Here is an 18,172-nt window from a genome sequence, read left to right as displayed (position 1 = left end):
CATCCTGCGCGGCGACATCTCCTGACGGCGGGGGCGGGCACGGGGGCCGGGGCGGGCACGGGCGGCGCCCGTACGGTCACCGGCGACGCCGTGCAGACGCAGTACGGCCCGGTCCAGGTGAGCCTCACCGTCAACGGCGGGAAGATCACCGGCGCGCAGGCGGTCAAGACCCCGGACTCCGGGCCGCGCAGCGAGCAGATCGCCAAGGACTCCATCCCCAAGCTCAACCAGCAGGCGGTGTCCGCGGCGAAGGTGGACACGGTCTCCGGGGCCACCTACACCAGCGAGGGCTACGCCAAGTCGCTCCAGAGCGCGCTGGACAAGGCGGGTGCCAAGTGACGTACGGAATGGACGAACCCGAGCCGCTGCGCCATGTCGAGCACGTCATGGGCACGGTCTTCTCCTTCGACATCCGCGAGGTCGCGCCCGCCGACCGGCCCCGGGTGCAGGCCGCCCTGGACGGGGCCGTGGTGGGGCTGCACCGGGTGGACGAGCTGTTCTCCACCTATCGCCGGGACAGCCAGATCAGCCGGCTGGGGCGCGGTGAGCTGACGCTGTCGCGCTGCGACCCCGAGGTCCGCGATGTGCTGCGGTTGTGCGAGGACGCCGAGCACCGCAGCGGCGGCTGGTTCACCGCCCGCTACGCCGGTGGCCGCCCCGACCCGACCGGCCTGGTCAAGGGCTGGGCGGTGGAGCGCGCCGCCCGGATGCTGGTCTCCTCCGGCGCCGGGTCGGTGTGTGTGAACGGCGGCGGCGACGTCCAGGTGCACGGCGGCCCCTGGCGGGTGGGCATCGCCGATCCGCTGCGCCGCGGCGAGCTGGCGGCGATCGTGGAGGCCCGCGGCGAGCTGGCCGTGGCCACCTCGGGCCCGGCCGAGCGGGGCTGCCACATCCTGGACCCCCACACCGGCCGCCCCCCGGCGCGGGGCCTGGCCTCGGTCACGGTGATCGCCACCAGCCTGGCCGACGCGGACGCCGTGGCCACCGCGGCCTGCGCCATGGGCGCCGAACGCGCCCGCCCCTGGCTGGGACGGCTCCCCGACGCCGAGGCATTCGTGATCAGCGCGGACGGCTCCACCTGGCACACCAGCGGTTTCGCCCGCCACTCGGCGGAGCTCTGCGTATAAGACCCTCTCCCATGCGCGGAAGACCCTTTCTCGGCGGCGCTCACCCCTGGTCGCGGATCTCCTCGGCCAGCACCTGGACATGGCCGTGGTCGAGGTCCTTCACCGCCGTGAGGAGGGTCAGGGGGCCGGAGCCGGTCAGCTCGCGGAGGTGGGCGACGGCCTCGCGGCGCTCCGGGGTGGTGAGCTCGGCGCGGTAGCGGCGGGTGAACTCCGGGAAGAGGTCCGGGTCATGGCCGTACCAGCGGCGCAGCTCGGTGGACGGGGCGGCGTCCTTGGCCCATTCGTCCAGCTGGGCGTCGGCCTTGGCGAGGCCGCGCGGCCAGACGCGGTCCACCAGGACGCGGGTGCCGTCGTCCGGGTCGGGGGCGTCGTACACCCGGCGGATCCGGATCGCGGGCTCAGTCGCGGACGCTCGCGCGGAGGCTTTCTTGGTGGCCATACGCCCATGGAAACATCGACCCGGCGACCACCCGCAGGGATAATGCGCCACATGGGAAAGGTGTACGAACGTATCGACGGCAGACTCCGCACCTTCATCGAAGAGCAGAAGATGTTCTTCACCGCCACCGCCCCGCTGGCCGGGGACGGCACGGTGAACCTCTCCCCGAAGGGGCTGGCCGGCTCCTTCGCCGTACTCGACGAACTGACCGTGGCCTACCTGGACTTCGCGGGGAGCAACGCGGAGACCATCGCCCATCTGCGGGAGAACGGCAGGATCACCCTGATGTGGTGCGCCTTCACCGGCCCGCCGAACATCGTGCGCGTCCACGGCCGGGGCGAGCCGGTGTTCCGTGACGATCCGCGCTTCCCCGCGCTGCTCGCGCACTTCCCGGACATCGATGTCGACGACCACGGGCTGCGGGCGATCATCGTGGTGTCGGCCGAGCTGATCCGGGACACCTGCGGCTACGCGGTCCCGTATCTGGACTACCGCGAGGACCGCCCGCTGCACGCCTCCCGCTTCCGGCGGGAGGACGACGAGTCGCTGGACCGCTACTTCCACAAGAAGGAGCACATCGCCAGCAGCATCGACGGGCTGCCGGGGCTTCCACTGCCGCTGCCGCCACTGCGTTCCACATAGTGGGTGTAGTGACCACATAACGAGACGGTGTTGCGGAAGGCACCCCCGGAAGCGTTCCATCACGCGGTGCGATCCGAATCGAAGAGCTCCGCGGACAACTCCCCGACGGCGGCGGGGCGGGCGCCCTCGCCCTCACCGGAGCCCGCCGCCGCCGACCGGGCGGCCCGGCGGGCCGTCACCGTCTTCCCCCTCCTCGTCCTCGCCGCCGGTGCGGCGGGCCTCGCCACGCCGGGCACCTTCAGCGGCTGGGCGCCGAACGTGCCCTATCTGCTCGGCGTGGTCATGTTCTGCATGGGGCTCACCATGACCCCGCGGGACTTCTCCGGTGTGGCCAAGCGGCCCTGGGCGGTGGCGCTCGGGCTGGTCGCGCACTATGTGATCATGCCGGGTCTCGGGTGGCTGATCGCCAACGCCCTCGGCCTCTCCCCGCAGTTGGCGGCCGGTGTCATCCTGGTCGGCTGTGCGCCGAGCGGAACGGCCTCCAATGTGGTGACGTATCTGGCGCGCGGCGATGTGGCGCTGTCGGTGTCGGTCGCCACCGTCTCCACGGTGCTCGCGCCGCTGGTCACCCCGCCGCTGACGCTGCTGCTGGCCGGGGAGTTCCTGCCGGTGGACGCGGAGTCGATGGTCACCGACATCCTCAAGACCGTACTGCTGCCGGTGGTCGGGGGGCTGGTCGTACGGCTGGTCGCCGGGCGGTTCATCCAGCGGCTGCTGGGGCTGCTGCCCTGGCTGTCGGCCGTCACCATCGGCGTGATCGTGGCCATCGTGGTGGCCGCGAGCGCGGACGCCATCAAGTCGGCCGCGGCGCTGGTGCTGCTCGCCGTGGTGCTCCACAACGGACTCGGCCTGGCGCTGGGCTACGGGGCCGGCAAGCTGGCCCGGCTGGGCGCGCCCGCCAGCCGGGCCATGGCCTTCGAGGTCGGCATGCAGAACTCCGGGCTCGCCGCCTCCCTGGCCGCCGCCCACTTCAGCCCGCTGGCCGCGCTCCCGGCCGCGGTGTTCTCCGTCTGGCACAACGTTTCGGGGGCGGTGGTGGCGGCTTGGATGTCGTACCGAGCCCGCGGGGCGGAGCGGCGGGCGGCCAACGGCTGAGCTGAGCGTTCCACCGGAAGTGCCCTGACCTGCCGTCGAACATCTGCGGCGCAGTTGTGGCTGGTCACGCCCGCGCGGCGGAGCCGCATACCGACACAGTCCCGCGCCCCTAAGGGCGCCTCAGCGCTCCTTCTGGGCCAGCCGCAGCAGGTGGTCGGCGAGCGCCTGGCCGCCCAGCGGGTCGCGGCTGATCAGCAGCAGCGTGTCGTCGCCCGCGATGGTGCCGAGGATGTCGTGCAGCTCCGCCGAGTCGATGGCCGAGGCGAGGAACTGGGCGGCGCCCGGCGGAGTGCGCAGCACCACGAGGTTGGCCGACGCCTCCGCCGAGATCAGCAGCTCACCCGCCAGCCGGGCCATCCGCGCCTCGCTCGCCGACTCGCCGAGCGGGGCGCGCGGCGTGCGGTCGCCGCCCTCGCTCGGCACCGCGTAGATCAGCTCACCGCCGGTGTTGCGGATCTTCACCGCGCCCAGCTCGTCCAGGTCCCGGGAGAGCGTCGCCTGGGTGACGGAGAGCCCGTCGTCCGCGAGCAGCTTGGCGAGCTGGCTCTGGGAGCGCACGGCCTGCCGGTTCAGGATGTCCACGATCCGGCGGTGGCGTGCGGTGCGGGTCTGCGGCACGGCCGGTCCGCCGTGGCCCACGTCCTGCGCGTCGGTGTGCTGCGCCTCGGTCATCGGTGTCGTCAGTCTCCGGCTCGTCGTTCCCCGTCTCCCTCATGTGCGGCGTCCAGGACGGCGGGCAGCTCCCGGAGGAAGGTGTCCACCTCGCCGTCGGAGATGACGAGCGGCGGGGCGAGCCGGACCACATCCGGCGCGACCGCGTTCACCAGGAGTCCCGCGTCCTGAGCCGCCTTCTGCACCTGCGGCGCGAGGGACTCTGTGAGCACGATACCGAGCAGCAGCCCGGCACCGCGGACCCGGGCGACCAATGCGTGGTCGAGCGATTCGATTCCGTTACGCAGCCGCTCCCCTGCCCGCTTGACCCGGTCCAGGAGGCCGTCGGCGGCGATGGTGTCGAGGACCGCGAGACCGGCCGCGCAGGAGACGGGGTTGCCGCCGAAGGTGGATCCGTGCTGACCCGGGGTCAGCAGCTCGGCCGCGGGCCCGAAGGCGAGCGTGGCGCCGATGGGCAGCCCGGCGCCGAGCCCCTTGGCGAGGGTGACGACATCGGGCTCGACGCCCTGCGCCTGGTGCTCGAACCAGTGCCCGGTCCGCCCGATCCCGGTCTGGATCTCGTCGAGCACCAGCAGGGTGCCGGTGGCCCGGGTGATCTCCCGCGCCGCGGCCAGATAGCCCGCCGGCGGCACGATGACGCCGTTCTCGCCCTGGATGGGCTCCAGGATGACGAGGGCGGTGTCGGTGGTGACGGCCGCGCGCAGCGCCTCCACGTCCCCGTACGGCACATGCGTCACATCGCCGGGCAGCGGGAGGAAGGGCTCCTGCTTGGCGGGCTGGCCGGTCAGGGCCAGCGCGCCCATGGTGCGGCCGTGGAAGCCGCCGTCGGTGGCCACCATATGGGTGCGCCCGGTGCGCCGCCCGATCTTGAAGGCGGCCTCGACCGCCTCCGCGCCGGAGTTGGAGAAGTACACGCGTCCGGAGCGGCCGAAGAGCTGGAGCAGCCGCTCTGCGAGCGCCACCGGGGGCTCGGCCACGAAGAGGTTGGAGACATGGCCGAGGGTGGCGATCTGGTCGGACACCGCCCGGACGACGGCTGGGTGGGCATGGCCGAGGGAGTTGACCGCGATACCGCCGACGAAGTCGAGGTACTCCTTGCCGTCCGCGTCCCAGACCTTGGTGCCCTCGCCGTGGGTGAGCGGGAGGCGGGGGGTGCCGTAGTTGTCCATGAGCGCCCCCTGCCAGCGCCGCTTCAGCTCCGCGTTGCTCACTGGTCCTCCCCCTTGTCGCCCTTGCTGTCCTGGTCGTCCTTGCCGATCGCGGTCCCGTCCGGCAGGACCATCGTGCCGATGCCCTCGTCGGTGAAGATCTCCAGCAGGATGGAGTGCGGTACGCGCCCGTCGAGCACACGGGCGGTGGTGACCCCGTGGCGCACGGCGTACAGACAGCCCTCCATCTTCGGCACCATGCCGCTGGCCAGCTCCGGCAGCAGCTTCTCCAGCTGGCTCGCGGTGAGCTTGCTGATCACCTCGTCGCTGTTGGGCCAGTCGGCGTAGAGGCCCTCGACATCGGTGAGCACCATCAGCGTCTCGGCGCCCAGCGCGACGGCGAGGGCGGCCGCGGCCGTGTCGGCGTTGACGTTGTAGACGTGGCCGTCGTCGACGCTGCGGGCGATGGAGGAGACGACCGGGATCCGGCCGTCGTCCAGCAGGGCCCGGACCGCGCCGGTGTCGATCTCGGTGATCTGGCCCACTCGGCCGATGTCCACCTGCTCGCCGTCGATCTCGGCGAAGTGCTTGGTGGCGGACATCAGATGCGCGTCCTCGCCGGTCATGCCGACGGCCAGCGGGCCGTGCCGGTTGAGCAACCCGACCAGTTCGCGCTGGACCTGCCCGGCCAGCACCATCCGTACGACGTCCATCGCGTCGTCGGTGGTGACCCGCAGCCCGGCCTTGAACTCGCTCACCAGACCGTGCCGGTCCAGCTGTGCGCTGATCTGGGGACCGCCGCCGTGGACGACGACCGGGCGCAGACCCGCGTGGCGCAGGAAGACGACATCCTGGGCGAAGGCGGCCTTCAGCTCGTCGTCGACCATGGCGTTGCCGCCGAACTTGACCACCACGGTCTTGCCGTGGTGGCGGGTCAGCCAGGGCAGCGCCTCGATGAGGATGCGGGCCTTGGGCAGGGCGGTGTGTTTACGGGTGGTCGGCTGGCTCATGACGAATAGGCGCTGTTCTCGTGGACGTAGTCGGCGGTGAGGTCGTTGGCCCAGATGACCGCCGAGGCGCTGCCCGCGGACAGGTCGGCGGTGATCCGGACCTCGCGGTAGCGCATGTCGACCAGCTCCCGGTCCTCGCCCACCGAGCCGTTCTTGCACACCCAGACGTCGTTGATCGCGACGTTGAGCTGGTCCGGTTCGAAGGCGGCCGAGGTGGTGCCGATCGCGGAGAGCACCCGGCCCCAGTTGGGGTCCTCGCCGTGCACGGCGCACTTGAGGAGGTTGTTACGGGCGATCGAGCGGCCCACCTCCACCGCGTCGTCCTCGGTGGCCGCGCCCACGACCTCGATCCGGATGTCCTTGGAGGCGCCCTCGGCGTCCCCGATCAGCTGACGGGCGAGATCGGCGCAGACCTGGCGGACCGCCTCGGCGAACTCCGCGGTGTCGGGGGTGACACCGGAGGCGCCGGAGGCCATCAGCAGCACCATGTCGTTGGTGGACATGCAGCCGTCGGAGTCGACCCGGTCGAAGGTGGTGCGGGTGGCGGCGCGCAGCGCGGTGTCCAGCCCGGGGGTGTCCACGTCGGCGTCGGTGGTGAGGACGACGAGCATGGTGGCCAGGCCCGGGGCCAGCATCCCGGCGCCCTTGGCCATGCCGCCCACGGTCCACCCGGCGGGGCTCTGCACGACGGCCGTCTTGTGGACGGTGTCGGTGGTCTTGATGGCGATCGCGGCCTTCTCGCCGCCGTGCGGGGAGAGCGCCTCGGCGGCCTTGCCGACCCCGGACAGCACCGCGTCCATGGGCAGCCGGACGCCGATGAGCCCGGTGGAGGCCACGGCGACCTCGCCCGCGCTGTGGCCGAGGACCTCCGCGACCTTCTCGGCGGTGGCGTGGGTGTCCTGGAAGCCCAGCGGGCCGGTGCAGGCGTTGGCGCCGCCGGAGTTGAGGACGGCGGCCGAGACCTGACCGCCCTTGATGACCTGCTCGGACCACAGGACGGGGGCCGCCTTGACGCGGTTGGAGGTGAAGACGGCCGCGGCGGCGAGGCGCGGGCCGGTGTTCACCACGAGTGCGAGGTCGGGGTTTCCGTTCTCCTTGATCCCTGCCGCGACGCCGGAGGCCGTGAAGCCCTGGGCTGCCGTAACGCTCATGGAGCGACTCCGATCGTGGAAAGTCCCAGCTCCTCGGGGAGGCCGAGGGCGATGTTCATGCTCTGCACCGCGCCGCCCGCGGTGCCCTTGGTCAGGTTGTCGATGGCGCTGATCACGAGGGCGCGTCCGGCCGCCTCGTCATGGGCGACCTGGAGCAGCGCGGCGTTGGATCCGTACACGGCGGCGGTGGAGGGCCACTGGCCCTCGGGGAGGAGGGTGACGAACGGTTCGTCCCGCAGCGCCTTGTCGTACGCGGCGCGCAGGCTCTCCCCGGTGACTCCGGGCCTGGCCTTGGCGCTGGAGGTGGCGAGGATGCCGCGGGGCATCGGGGCGAGGGTCGGGGTGAAGGAGACCGACACCCGCTCCCCCGCCGCGGCGGACAGGTTCTGGATCATCTCGGGGGTGTGCCGGTGGCCGCCGCCGACGCCGTACGGGCTCATCGAGCCCATGACCTCGCTGCCCAGCAGATGCGGCTTGGGCGCCTTGCCCGCGCCCGAGGTCCCGGAGGCGGCGACGATGACCGCCTCGGGCTCCAGCAGCCCGGCCGCGTACGCCGGGAAGAGCGCGAGGGAGACGGCGGTGGGGTAGCAGCCCGGCACCGCGATGCGCTTGGTGCCCTCCAGCGCGGCGCGGGCGCCGGGCAGCTCGGGCAGGCCGTAGGGCCAGGTGCCGGCGTGCGGCGAACCGTAGAACTTCTCCCAGTCCGCCGCGTCCTCCAGCCGGAAGTCGGCGCCGCAGTCGATGACCAGGACCTGGTCACCGAGCTGCTCGGCCACGGCGGCGGACTGCCCGTGCGGCAGCGCCAGGAAGACCACGTCATGCCCGGCCAGCGCCTCGGCGGTGGTGGGCTCCAGCACCCGCCCGGCCAGCGGGAGCAGATGGGGCTGGAGCCCGGCGAGGGGCTGTCCGGCATTGGAGTTTCCGGTCAGGGTGCCGATTTCCACCTCGGGGTGGGCCAGCAGCAGCCGCAGCAGTTCCCCGCCCGCGTATCCGCTCGCGCCCGCCACCGCAGCACGTATGGCCATCGCCGTCGTCCTCCCTAGATGATGGCATGACTATACGTTTCACGGCAGCTTTATGCAAAGGGTCAGAGGGCGATGACCCGGCGCCCGCGCGTATGACCGGCCTGGCTGTCGATGTGCGCCGCCGCGGCCCCGGCGAGCGGGTACGACTTCTCGACCGGGATGTGGAGCCTCCCCCGCGAGATGAGGTCGACGGCCTCGGCGAGCGCCTCCGGCACGCTCCCGGCCACGCCGGAGAACCGGACACCGAGCTCCGGGGCGCCGAGATCGGCGATGGAGACCACCTTCCGCGGGTCCCCGGTCAGCTCGACGAGCTCGCGGATCACCCCCGAACCGGCCAGATCGAGCGCCGCGTCGACCTGACCGAGCCGCCGCACCCGCTCGACCCAGCCCTCGCCGTACGTCGTGGCGACGGCACCCAGGCTCCGCAGATAGTCCTGGTTCGCGGCCCCGGCCGTGCCGATCACCGCGATGCCGCGGTCGCGGGCGATCTGGAGCACCGCCGAGCCGACTCCCCCGGACGCGCCGCTGACCAGCAGCGTCTGCCCGGCCCGTACGCCGACCTCGCGGATGACGCGCAGCGCGGTCTCCACCACGGAGGGGTACCCGGCCGCCTCCTCGAACGTCAGCCGCTCGGGCATCCGGGCCCAGGCCGACAGCACGGCGAACTCGGCATAGGTGCTCGAACCCTCGCCGAACACGCGGTCGCCGATCTCGACCCCTTCGACGCCCTCGCCGACCTCGTCCACCACCCCGGAGGCGTCCAGCCCGACCCCGGAGGGCAACACGGTCGGATGGGCCCCCAGGACCTGGCCTTCACGGATCCGCCAGTCGACGGGGTTCACGCCCGCCGCCCGTACGGCGACGCGTATCCGGCCGGGGCCCGCGTGGGGCTCCTCGGCGTCGATGAGGTGCAGAACGTCCGGACCGCCGAACTCGGCGAAGCTCACTTTCTTCATGCGGCCGACCGTAACACTAACGGTTAGTGTTTCAAAACGGTTCTGGTTTTGTATCTGATAGCGTGAGCCCATGACCGTGCCGCCCGGACGCCGTGAGCGCAAGAAGGCCGCGACCCGCCAGAAGATCGCCGACACCGCCCTCCGGCTCTTCCTGGAACGCGGGTACGAAGCGGTGGGCATCCGTGAGGTGGCCGCCGAGGCCGACGTGGCCGTCACCACGCTCTTCTCCCACTTCGCCTCGAAAGAGGCCCTGGTGTTCGAGCAGGACCAGGACTTCGAGCAACGCCTCACCCAGGCGGTCACCGGCCGGGCGCCGGATGAGCCGCTCCTCCCCGCGCTGCGCCGTGAGATCCAGGCCCTGGTGCGCCATTGCGCGGCGGACGGCGCCGCCCCGATCTGGCACATGATCGAGGCATCGCCCGCACTGCGGGAGTACGAGGAGTCGATGAGGCTGCGCCATGCCGAGTCGCTGGCAGCGGCCATCGCCGCCGATCCCGGTCAGTCGCGGACCACGACGGCCTGCCGCACGATCGCGAGGTTCGTGATCGACGCCTATGCGCTGGCCCGTGAGGCGCCCGATCCGGAGGCCGCCGTGGACGAGATCTTCCGGATGATCGAGGCGGCCTGGGAGGTCGCCTCACCGTCTCGACGTACGTGAGGAACCGTTCCGCGCGACACTGAAGGGGGTGCCGGGCCGCGATCCGCGGCCTCGGACGAGAGGGAGCGGTCGTGACGGACCGGAGTCGGGAGTCGGGCAGCAGGCAGCTGCTCGGCGAACTGCTGGCCGCCAGCCATCTGATGCCGCTGGAGATGCTGCCGGTCACCGTGGCCGAGCACGCGGCAGCCGCCGGTATCGGCCAGGTGCTGATCTACCTGGTCGATGTGCGGCGGCGCGTACTACGGGAGCTGACGGCCTCGGGCGCCATGGGGCCGGAGGGCGGGGAACCGGAGGAGCTCAAGGTCGAGGGCACCGTGCCGGGCCGGGCCTACCAGTACGGGGAGGTGCTGCCCGCGGCTCCCGCCCAGCCGGGCCGCCACCAGTGGTGGGTGCCGCTGCTGAACGGCACCGAGCGCATCGGTCTGCTGCGGGTCACCACGGCCACCGACGACGCACGGGCCCGCGAGGACATGAAACTGCTCTCCGCCCTCGTGGCGCTCATCGTGGTCAGCAAGCGCGACTTCAGCGACGCCTTCGCCCGGCTGGTGGGCAGCGAGGCGATGACCATCGCGGCCGAAATGCAGTGGCGGCTGATGCCACAGACCACCTACGCGGACGGCCGGGTGGCCATCTCCGCCGTCATGGAGCCGGCGTTCGACATCAGCGGGGACGCGTACGACTACGCCACGGACGGACCGATGGTGCGCCTGGCGGTCTTCGACGCGATGGGGCACGACACCGCGGCCGGGCTGACCGCCAACCTCGCCCTGGGAGCGTGCCGCAACGCCCGCCGCCGCCGCGCCGACCTGGTGCGGACCGGCGAGAAGGTCGACGAGGCGCTCATCGAGCAGTTCCAGGGAGGCCGCTACGCCACCGGCATCCTGGCCGATCTGGACACCCGCAGCGGGGAGCTGCGCTGGGTCAGCTTCGGCCATCACCCGCCACTGATCATTCGCGGCGGCCGCTGGACCACCCATCTGCGGTGTCCGCCGGGCCTCCCCCTGGGCATGGGACTCGAGCTGGAGGCCACGCTGTGCCGGGAGCAGCTCCAGCCCGGCGACCGCCTCGTGTTCTACACCGACGGCATCACCGAGGCGCGGCGCCCGGGCGGCCGCGAGTTCGGCCTGACCCGGTTCGTGGACTTCCTCATCCGGCAGCACGCCGACGGGCTGCCCGTTCCGGAGACGCTGCGCCGTCTGGTCGGCGCCGTCATGGCCCACCACGACGGCCGCCTCCAGGACGACGCCACCGTCCTGCTCTGCGAATGGCTGGGGCCGGTGCCCGGCCCCACCGATCAGGCCGCGGCCCTGATGGGCGTCCCCGCCACATAGCCGCCCGTACGAGACGGAAAGGAGACGGAAAGGAGACGGGATAAGGGACGGAAAAGGGGACCGCCCCCGGCCGGGCGGGTGCCGGCCGGGGGCGGTGCGGTGACGCGTCAGGCGCGTCAGGCGCGCCAGGCGGGTCAGCCGAGGGTGGCGAGGGCCTGGTTGAGGGTCGCGGACGGGCGCATGACGGCCGCGGCCTTGGCCGGGTCGGGCTGGTAGTAGCCGCCGATGTCGGCCGGGGAGCCCTGGACCGCGAGCAGTTCGTCGACGATCGTCTGCTCCTGGCTGGAGAGCGTGTCGGCGAGCTGGGCGAACGCCTTGGCCAGCTCGGCGTCGTCGGTCTGCTTGGCCAGCTCCTGGGCCCAGTACAGGGCCAGGTAGAAGTGGCTGCCGCGGTTGTCGATACCGCCGACGCGGCGGCTGGGCGACTTGTTCTCGGCGAGGAAGGTGCCGGTCGCCCGGTCGAGGGTGTCGGCGAGGACCTGGGCCCGCGCGTTGCCCGTCTTCTGTGCGAGGTGCTCGAAGCTGACCGCGAGGGCCAGGAACTCGCCCAGGCTGTCCCAGCGCAGGTAGTTCTCCTTGACCAGCTGCTGGACGTGCTTGGGCGCCGAGCCGCCCGCGCCGGTCTCGAACAGACCGCCGCCGTTGATCAGCGGGACGACCGAGAGCATCTTGGCGCTGGTGCCCAGCTCCAGGATCGGGAACAGGTCGGTCAGGTAGTCACGCAGGACGTTGCCGGTGACCGAGATCGTGTTCTCGCCGCGGCGGATCCGCTCGAGGGAGAGCTTGATCGCCTCGACCGGGGCCAGGATCCTGATGTCCAGACCCTCGGTGTCGTGCTCCGGCAGGTACGCCTTGACCTTCTCGATGAGGTTGGCGTCGTGGGCGCGGCCCTCGTCCAGCCAGAAGACGGCCGGGTCGCCGGTGGCGCGGGCGCGGGTGACGGCCAGCTTGACCCAGTCCTGGATCGGCACGTCCTTGGTCTGGCACATCCGGAAGATGTCACCGGCGCCGACGACCTGCTCGATGATCGCGTTGCCCGCCCCGTCCAGCACGCGGACGGTGCCGGTGGTGGGGATCTCGAAGGTCTTGTCGTGGCTGCCGTACTCCTCGGCCTTCTGCGCCATCAGGCCGACGTTGGGCACCGAGCCCATCGTGGCCGGGTCGAAGGCGCCGTGGGCGCGGCAGTCGTCGATGACGGCCTGGTAAATCCCGGCGTAGCTGCTGTCCGGGATCACCGCGAGGGTGTCGTGCTCCTCGCCGTCCGGGCCCCACATATGGCCGGAGGTGCGGATCATGGCCGGCATGGAGGCGTCGACGATGACGTCGGACGGTACGTGCAGGTTGGTGATGCCGCGGTCGGAGTCGACCATGGCCAGCTCCGGGCCCTCGGCCAGCTCGGCGTCGAAGGACGCCTTGATCGCCGCGCCCCCGGGCAGGTCCTCCAGGCCCTTGAGGATGCCGCCCAGACCGTCGTTCGGGGTCAGACCGGCGGCGGCGAGGGTCTCACCGTGCTCGGCGAAGGTCTTGGGGAAGAAGGCGCGCACGCCGTGGCCGAAGACGATCGGGTCGGAGACCTTCATCATCGTGGCCTTCAGGTGCAGCGAGAACAGCACGCCCTCCGCCTTGGCGCGGGCCACCTGCGCCGAGAGGAACTCGCGCAGCGCCGCGACGCGCATCACGGAGGCGTCCACGACCTCGCCCGCCAGCACCGGTACCGACTCGCGCAGCACGGTGGTGGAGCCGTCGTCGCCCGCCAGCTCGATGCGCAGCGCGCCGTCCTCCGGGATCACCACGGACTTCTCGGTGGAGCGGAAGTCATCGGTGTCCATGTGGGCCACATTGGTCTTGGAATCGGCCGTCCAGGCGCCCATGCGGTGCGGGTTGGCCTTGGCGTAGTTCTTCACCGAGGCGGGGGCGCGGCGGTCGGAGTTGCCCTCGCGCAGCACCGGGTTCACCGCGGAGCCCTTGACCTTGTCGTAACGGGCGCGGATCTCCCGCTCCTCGTCGGTCTTCGGGTCGTCCGGGTAGTCCGGCAGCGCGTAGCCCTGCTGCTGCAACTCGGCGACCGCGGCCTTCAGCTGCGGGATCGAGGCCGAGATGTTCGGCAGCTTGATGATGTTGGCCTCGGGGGTCTTGGCGAGGTCACCCAGCTCGGCGAGGGCGTCGGGGATGCGCTGGCCCTCTTCCAGGTGCTCGGGGAACTGGGCGATGATCCGGCCCGCCAGGGAGATGTCCCGGCTCTCCACGCCGACCCCGGCGGTGGAGGCATACGCCTCGATCACCGGCAGGAACGAGTACGTCGCGAGGGCAGGGGCCTCGTCCGTGTGCGTATAGATGATGGTCGAGTCAGTCACCGGGTGCTCCGCTCCACGTCTGCAACATTGCTCGACATCAAGATATCCGGTGCCGAGCGCTTTCCCGAAAGGGCCCTGGGCAGAAAGCCGCGCCCTGGTCACGGCCCGTGCTCCGATGGGATCGTCCGGTCCATGCCGATGACTCTGCGGGGCGCGCGGGTGGTACTGCGCCCCACCGTCCCTTCCGATGTTCCCTCCCTGGCCGCGATCCGCGCCACGCCCGAGGTGTACGCGCGCTGGCGGGGCGGCGCGGACCTGGTGGCGGCGGTGCGCGAGGACCTGGCCGACACCGGTGCCGAGCACCTGACCATCGAGGACAGCGAGGACGAGGGTGTGGTGATCGGCATGATCCAGTGGTCGGCCGAGGCCGACCCGGACTACCGGCACGCGAACATCGACATCTATCTGGACCCGGCGGTGCACGGGCAGGGGCTGGGCACCGACGCCGTACGCACGCTGGCCCGCCATCTGATCACCGACCACGGCCACCACCGGATCGTGATCGACCCGGCGGCGGACAACGCCGCCGCGATCCGGTGCTACGCCAAGGTCGGCTTCCGGCCCGTCGGCGTCATGCGGTCCTATGAGCGCGGCGCCGACGGTACGTGGCACGACGGACTGCTGATGGATCTGCTGGCCGAGGAGCTCACGCGGTGAGCGGGGGCCCTTGTGCTTACGTACCGTCCACGCGCAGCCGCCACTCGCCCGCCCGGCCGGTGAGGGTGACCGTGGAGAGCGGACGGATGTCGACGTTCCAGTAGCAGTGCGGCGGCGCCTTGATCGCGTACATCAGGGCGGCGCGGACCACCCCGGGGTCGGCCACGGCCACCATCTTGGCGTGGTCCTCGGCCGGGCGGGTGTCCAGCCAGCCGCCGATCCGCATGATGAACGCGTGCAGCGACTCCCCGCCGTGCGGCGATGAGCGCGGATCGCCGAGCCAGGCGTCCACCTCCGCGGGTTCGCGCGCCATCACATCGGCGAGGGAACGGCCCGCCCAGCGGCCCATGTCGCAGTCGCGGAGGGCGAGTTGGACCAGCGGCGTGAAGCCCAGCGCGTCGCCGGTCTCCCGACTGCGGGTCGACGGCGAGCAGTAGCGCAGCTCCGCCGCGGCCAGCGGCAGCAGCCCGGGGGCCGCGCGCTCGGCGGCGAGCCGGCCCTCCGAATCCAACGGCCGGTCGTCCCCGAAGCGCTCCCCCAGCCGGGAGGAACTGCGGCCGGCGGCGACCAGCGTCAGCCGAAACGTCATCCCGGCATCGTAAGGTCACGGCCGCGGCTGAAGGGCCCGTAACCAGGAGAAGAGCAGGCCCTTTCGGTGTGCGCCGGGTCATCGGGCGGCTCGAAGCGGCCGTCTCATGAACACCGTGCGCATCGTGGGTGGCGGGCAGAATGCGGGCGCCCCGGAGGGGCAGGGGGCCGTGTCGATGTGCGGCTCCGCCGCGCTTTCCCCTCCCCGCAGCATGCATACGCGGCTCCGCCGCGTGGCAGGGGCTCCGCCCCCGGCCCCCGAGTCTGGGGCGAAGCCCCGCCACACGGCGGAGCCGCATATCGATACCCGGGAAGGGGCGGAGCCCGGGCCCTGGGGCGGGGCCCGGGTCCGGGGTCTGGGGCGGGGTTCGGGCCCGGGTCCGGGGGCCCGTGACCGGGGCCTGGGGCGGAGCCCCGGGACCGGGGCCTGGGGCGGAGCCCCGGGACCGGGGGCTGGGGCGGAGCCCCGGGACCGGGGCCTGGGGCGGAGCCCCGGGACCGGGGGCTGGGGCGGGCCCGGGACCGGGGTCCGGGGGCCCGTGACCGGGGCCTGGGGCGGAGCCCCGGGACCGGGGGCTGGGGCGGAGCCCCAGGTTCGGGGAGGGGCGGGGAGGGGAGCAGCCCGCCGCAGGCGTTCCGGTTCGCCGGACAGCCGCTACGCCAGTACCTCCTCGCACGCGGTGCGCAACCGCCGCACCCCCTCCGCCAGTTCACCGGTGCCCGCCACCGACGCGAAACTCAGACGTACATGCGGCGCGGGCGGTTCGGCGCAGAAGTACGGGCGGCCGGGGGCGACGGCGACCCCGGTGCGCAGCGCGGCGGAGGCCAGGGCGGCCTCGTCGGTGCCCTGGGGCAGCCGCAGCCACAGGTGGTAGCCGCCGGGCGGGACATGGCGCAGCTCCAGCGCGGGCAACTCCCGCCGTACGGCGGTGACGAGCGCCTCGCGGCGGGCGTGCAGTTCGGCGGCGACGGTACGCAGATGGCGGGGCCAGGAGGGCGCGCCGACGAGTTCCAGGGCGGTCTCCTGGAGCGGACGGGGCACGAAGAAGCTGTCGACCACCTGGATCGCGCGCAGCCGCTCCAGCGCGGGGCCGCGGGCGGCGAGCGCGCCCACCCGCAGGCTGGGCGAGGTGGCCTTGGTGAGCGAGCAGACGTGGACCACCGCCCCGTCGGGGTCATCGGCGGCGAGGGTGGCGGGCAGCGGGGCCGCGTCCTCGTGGACGAGCCGGCGCGCGAAGTCGTCCTCCACCACGAACGCGCCCGCCTCACGGGCGATCGCGAGCACCTCGCGGCGCCGCTCGGCGGAGAGCATCGCGCCGGTGGGGTTCTGGAACAGCGGCTGGCAGACGAAGACCCGGGCGCCGGTCGCCCGCAGCGCCTCGGCGAGCAGATCGGGGCGCACCCCGTCGGCGTCCACCGGGACCGGGACGGGGCGCAGCCCGGAGGCGCGGGCGGTGGCGAGCATGCCGGGGTAGGTGGGGGACTCGACGAGGACGGGCGCGCCGGGCGGCGCGAGCGCGCGCAGCGCGCTGGTGAGCGCGGACTGGCCGCCCGCGGTGACCAGGACGTCGGAGGCGCCGATGGCCCCGGCCGGGCCGCCGATCTCGCGGGCGAACCAGGCGCGCAGCTCGGGCAGGCCCTCCACCGGCGGGCGGTCCCAGGCACCGGGCCGCCGCCCGGCGCGGGCCAGGGCGGCGGCCAGCGCCCGTTCGGGCTGGAGGGAGGAGTGCAGATAGCCGCCGTTGAACTCCAGGATCCCGGGCGGCGGGGCGGCGAGCGTGGCCAGGACGCCGGAGGCGTCCACCGAGCGCGGCACCGACTCACCGGCCGTCTCCACACTCAGCGCGACCTCCTGCCAGGAGGTGTCGCCCGGCCGCGGCGCCCCGGCCCGCGGCCGGTCGGCGCGGAAGGCACCGGCGCCGGGGCGGGTGACCACCAGCCCCTCGGCGACGAGCGCGGCGAGGGCGCGGGAGACGGTCACCGGGCTCACCCGGTGACGCTCGACCAGGGCCCGGCTGGACGGCAGCTTCTCACCGGGTGAGTAGCGGTCCAGGTCCCTCCGCAGCGATTCCGCGAGCTCAGCCACACTGCTACGCTGTTGCATGACAGCACAGGATAGCGCTACTGACGGCAGTGCGATAGCGGTGAGCGGTGCCCCCGCCCCGGACGCCGACCCCGCACCAGATGGCGGCCGCGCCCCGGGCGCCGACCCACCCCCGGGCGCCGACCCCGCACCAGGCGGCGGCCCCGCCCCGGGCCGGGGCGACGCTCACGCGGTCCCGGCGCTCCCGACACCGTTCGCCCTCCGCACCGGCACCCTGCTCGCCGCGCTCGGCGTGGCCGCCTTCTCCCTCACCTTCCCCGCCACCGCCTGGGCGCTCACCGGCCTCGGCCCCTGGTCAACGACCACCTGCCGGGTCGTGCTCGCCGCGCTGATCGCGGGCGGGGCGCTGGCCGCCCTGCGGGTCCCGGTGCCGGACCGCCGCCACTGGCCGGGGCTGCTGGTCGTCGCGGCCGGGGTCGTCGTGGGTTTCCCGCTGCTGACCACGCTCGCCCTGGAGACCTCCACCACCGCGCACGCGGCCGTGGTGGTCGGCCTGCTGCCGCTCACCACCGCCGCCTTCTCCGCCGTACGCACCGGGGTGCGGCCCTCACGGGTGTTCTGGGCGGCGGCGCTGGCCGGGGCCGCGGTCGTGATCGCCTTCGCGGTGCAGCAGAGCGGCGGAGCGCTCACCGCCGGCGATCTGTATCTGTTCGGCGCGCTGGTGGTGTGCGCGGCGGGCTACACCGAGGGCGGCCGGCTGGCCGGCCATATGCCGGGCTGGCAGGTGATCGGCTGGGCGCTGGTGGGCTGTCTGCCGCTTTCGGTGCCGGGCGCGGTGCTCGCGCTGGCGGGCGAGGACGTCCACCTCGGCGGCCGGGCGGTGGCCGGGCTGCTGTGGCTGGCGGTCGGTTCGCAGTTCGTGGGCCTGGTGGTCTGGTACCGGGGGATGGCGGCCATCGGAGTGGCCAGGGCCAGCCAGCTCCAACTGGCCCAGCCGCTGCTCACCCTGGTGTGGTCGGTGCTGCTGCTCGGCGAGACGCTGACCCCCGCCGCCCCGATCGCCGCCGTCGCGGTGCTGGTGTGCATCGGGGTGACCCAGCGGGCCCGGGTCCCGGCAGGGGCGGTACGGGCTTCCGGCCCCGGCCGCACACCCGAGGGCCGCACACCCGAGGGCCATACACCCGAGCGCCGCACACCCGAGCGCCGCACACCCGAGTCCGAAACCGTCGAAGGCTCCGACCCGGTCCCCGAAGCGGTGGACCGAAATCACCCCCC

At 72.9% G+C, this 18,172-nt stretch carries 17 protein-coding genes and 1 pseudogene; 8 read left to right on the top strand and 10 right to left on the bottom strand.

What is annotated here, in order from left to right:
• Together ABD329_RS41675 and ABD329_RS41670 are read left to right on the top strand one after the other, a co-directional pair.
• Nucleotides 1–339, top strand: a 339-nt coding sequence (locus ABD329_RS41675; protein WP_344317775.1) for an FMN-binding protein, incomplete at its 5' end; no start/stop codon positions are given.
• A 47-nt stretch (nt 340–386) separates the two neighbouring features.
• Entirely contained in the window at nt 387–1,127 is a 741-nt protein-coding gene (locus ABD329_RS41670; protein WP_425574442.1) for an FAD:protein FMN transferase, read from the top strand.
• Nucleotides 1,128–1,167: 40 nt separating this feature from the next.
• Here ABD329_RS41670 and ABD329_RS41665 read toward each other — a convergent pair whose 3' ends face one another.
• Nucleotides 1,168–1,566: a DUF488 domain-containing protein gene (locus ABD329_RS41665; RefSeq protein WP_198278201.1), complete on the bottom strand. Its 399-nt coding sequence runs from the start codon at nt 1,564–1,566 to the stop codon at nt 1,168–1,170.
• 51 nt (nt 1,567–1,617) lie between these two features.
• Between ABD329_RS41665 and ABD329_RS41660 the strand changes: the two genes are divergently transcribed.
• Nucleotides 1,618–2,208, top strand: a complete 591-nt coding sequence (locus tag ABD329_RS41660; RefSeq protein ID WP_198278200.1) for a pyridoxamine 5'-phosphate oxidase family protein — start codon at nt 1,618–1,620, stop codon at nt 2,206–2,208.
• A 66-nt stretch (nt 2,209–2,274) separates the two neighbouring features.
• Nucleotides 2,275–3,303, top strand: coding sequence for a bile acid:sodium symporter family protein (locus ABD329_RS41655; protein WP_309142773.1), 1,029 nt, complete (start codon nt 2,275–2,277; stop codon nt 3,301–3,303).
• A 120-nt stretch (nt 3,304–3,423) separates the two neighbouring features.
• Here ABD329_RS41655 and ABD329_RS41650 read toward each other — a convergent pair whose 3' ends face one another.
• The 6 genes from ABD329_RS41650 to ABD329_RS41625 form a co-directional block, all read right to left on the bottom strand.
• Nucleotides 3,424–3,975 carry an arginine repressor gene (locus ABD329_RS41650; protein ID WP_037964504.1) on the bottom strand — a complete coding sequence of 184 codons (552 nt, stop codon included), beginning with the start codon at nt 3,973–3,975 and terminating at the stop codon, nt 3,424–3,426.
• Between the two features lie 8 nt (nt 3,976–3,983).
• Entirely contained in the window at nt 3,984–5,186 is a 1,203-nt protein-coding gene (locus ABD329_RS41645) for an acetylornithine transaminase (RefSeq protein WP_198278198.1), read from the bottom strand.
• Nucleotides 5,183–6,133: an acetylglutamate kinase gene (gene argB / locus ABD329_RS41640; RefSeq protein WP_198278197.1), complete on the bottom strand. Its 951-nt coding sequence runs from the start codon at nt 6,131–6,133 to the stop codon at nt 5,183–5,185. The genes ABD329_RS41645 and argB overlap by 4 nt, the downstream gene beginning before the upstream one ends.
• Nucleotides 6,130–7,284, bottom strand: coding sequence for a bifunctional glutamate N-acetyltransferase/amino-acid acetyltransferase ArgJ (gene argJ / locus ABD329_RS41635; RefSeq protein WP_198278196.1), 1,155 nt, complete (start codon nt 7,282–7,284; stop codon nt 6,130–6,132). The genes argB and argJ overlap by 4 nt, the downstream gene beginning before the upstream one ends.
• Entirely contained in the window at nt 7,281–8,309 is a 1,029-nt protein-coding gene (gene argC / locus ABD329_RS41630; RefSeq protein ID WP_198278195.1) for an N-acetyl-gamma-glutamyl-phosphate reductase, read from the bottom strand. The genes argJ and argC overlap by 4 nt, the downstream gene beginning before the upstream one ends.
• A gap of 62 nt (nt 8,310–8,371) precedes the next feature.
• Complete coding sequence (locus tag ABD329_RS41625; RefSeq protein WP_198278194.1) at nt 8,372–9,265, bottom strand: NADP-dependent oxidoreductase; 894 nt, start codon at nt 9,263–9,265, stop codon at nt 8,372–8,374.
• Between the two features lie 70 nt (nt 9,266–9,335).
• On the opposite strand from ABD329_RS41625, the gene ABD329_RS41620 reads away from it, so the two are divergent.
• Complete coding sequence (locus ABD329_RS41620; protein WP_198278193.1) at nt 9,336–9,923, top strand: TetR/AcrR family transcriptional regulator; 588 nt, start codon at nt 9,336–9,338, stop codon at nt 9,921–9,923.
• A 140-nt stretch (nt 9,924–10,063) separates the two neighbouring features.
• On the top strand, nt 10,064–11,254 hold the full coding sequence (locus ABD329_RS41615; RefSeq protein WP_198278204.1) for a PP2C family protein-serine/threonine phosphatase: 1,191 nt from the start codon (nt 10,064–10,066) through the stop codon (nt 11,252–11,254).
• A gap of 134 nt (nt 11,255–11,388) precedes the next feature.
• On the opposite strand, the gene ABD329_RS41610 is transcribed toward ABD329_RS41615, so the two are convergent.
• A complete protein-coding gene (locus ABD329_RS41610; protein ID WP_198278192.1) occupies nt 11,389–13,608 on the bottom strand; it encodes an NADP-dependent isocitrate dehydrogenase in 2,220 nt (739 codons plus the stop codon).
• Nucleotides 13,609–13,746: 138 nt separating this feature from the next.
• Between ABD329_RS41610 and ABD329_RS41605 the strand changes: the two genes are divergently transcribed.
• Complete coding sequence (locus tag ABD329_RS41605) at nt 13,747–14,265, top strand: GNAT family N-acetyltransferase (protein WP_198278203.1); 519 nt, start codon at nt 13,747–13,749, stop codon at nt 14,263–14,265.
• A gap of 16 nt (nt 14,266–14,281) precedes the next feature.
• Here ABD329_RS41605 and ABD329_RS41600 read toward each other — a convergent pair whose 3' ends face one another.
• Together ABD329_RS41600 and ABD329_RS41595 are read right to left on the bottom strand one after the other, a co-directional pair.
• Complete coding sequence (locus ABD329_RS41600; RefSeq protein WP_198278191.1) at nt 14,282–14,854, bottom strand: histidine phosphatase family protein; 573 nt, start codon at nt 14,852–14,854, stop codon at nt 14,282–14,284.
• Between the two features lie 654 nt (nt 14,855–15,508).
• Nucleotides 15,509–16,957: an aminotransferase-like domain-containing protein gene (locus ABD329_RS41595; protein WP_198282363.1), complete on the bottom strand. Its 1,449-nt coding sequence runs from the start codon at nt 16,955–16,957 to the stop codon at nt 15,509–15,511.
• Here ABD329_RS41595 and ABD329_RS41590 point away from each other — a divergent pair.
• Nucleotides 16,956–18,005: pseudogene (locus ABD329_RS41590) on the top strand (DMT family transporter); the annotation flags it as partial. The gene ABD329_RS41595 and the pseudogene ABD329_RS41590 overlap by 2 nt on opposite strands.
• Nucleotides 18,006–18,172 lie beyond the last annotated feature (167 nt).

Origin of the sequence: Streptomyces javensis (assembly GCF_039525925.1) — a bacterium.
In the GTDB taxonomy this organism is placed as follows: domain Bacteria; phylum Actinomycetota; class Actinomycetes; order Streptomycetales; family Streptomycetaceae; genus Streptomyces; species Streptomyces asiaticus.
Note: the sequence above shows the minus strand (reverse complement) of the source record. Positions and strands in the feature narration are given on the sequence as shown.

Bases quoted from the DNA above. Each gene is read 5' to 3' on its own strand.
- ABD329_RS41595 (WP_198282363.1), bottom strand. From the start codon at position 16,957: ATGCAACAGCGTAGCAGTGTGGCTGAGCTCGCGGAATCGCTGCGGAGG.
- ABD329_RS41600 (WP_198278191.1), bottom strand. From the start codon at position 14,854: ATGACGTTTCGGCTGACGCTGGTCGCCGCCGGCCGCAGTTCCTCCCGG.
- ABD329_RS41615 (WP_198278204.1), top strand. From the start codon at position 10,064: ATGCCGCTGGAGATGCTGCCGGTCACCGTGGCCGAGCACGCGGCAGCC.
- ABD329_RS41650 (WP_037964504.1), bottom strand. From the start codon at position 3,975: ATGACCGAGGCGCAGCACACCGACGCGCAGGACGTGGGCCACGGCGGA.
- ABD329_RS41660 (WP_198278200.1), top strand. From the start codon at position 1,618: ATGGGAAAGGTGTACGAACGTATCGACGGCAGACTCCGCACCTTCATC.
- ABD329_RS41665 (WP_198278201.1), bottom strand. From the start codon at position 1,566: ATGGCCACCAAGAAAGCCTCCGCGCGAGCGTCCGCGACTGAGCCCGCG.
- ABD329_RS41605 (WP_198278203.1), top strand. From the start codon at position 13,747: ATGACTCTGCGGGGCGCGCGGGTGGTACTGCGCCCCACCGTCCCTTCC.
- argB (WP_198278197.1), bottom strand. From the start codon at position 6,133: ATGAGCCAGCCGACCACCCGTAAACACACCGCCCTGCCCAAGGCCCGC.
- argC (WP_198278195.1), bottom strand. From the start codon at position 8,309: ATGGCCATACGTGCTGCGGTGGCGGGCGCGAGCGGATACGCGGGCGGG.
- ABD329_RS41620 (WP_198278193.1), top strand. From the start codon at position 9,336: ATGACCGTGCCGCCCGGACGCCGTGAGCGCAAGAAGGCCGCGACCCGC.
- ABD329_RS41670 (WP_425574442.1), top strand. From the start codon at position 387: ATGGGCACGGTCTTCTCCTTCGACATCCGCGAGGTCGCGCCCGCCGAC.
- ABD329_RS41625 (WP_198278194.1), bottom strand. From the start codon at position 9,265: ATGAAGAAAGTGAGCTTCGCCGAGTTCGGCGGTCCGGACGTTCTGCAC.
- argJ (WP_198278196.1), bottom strand. From the start codon at position 7,284: ATGAGCGTTACGGCAGCCCAGGGCTTCACGGCCTCCGGCGTCGCGGCA.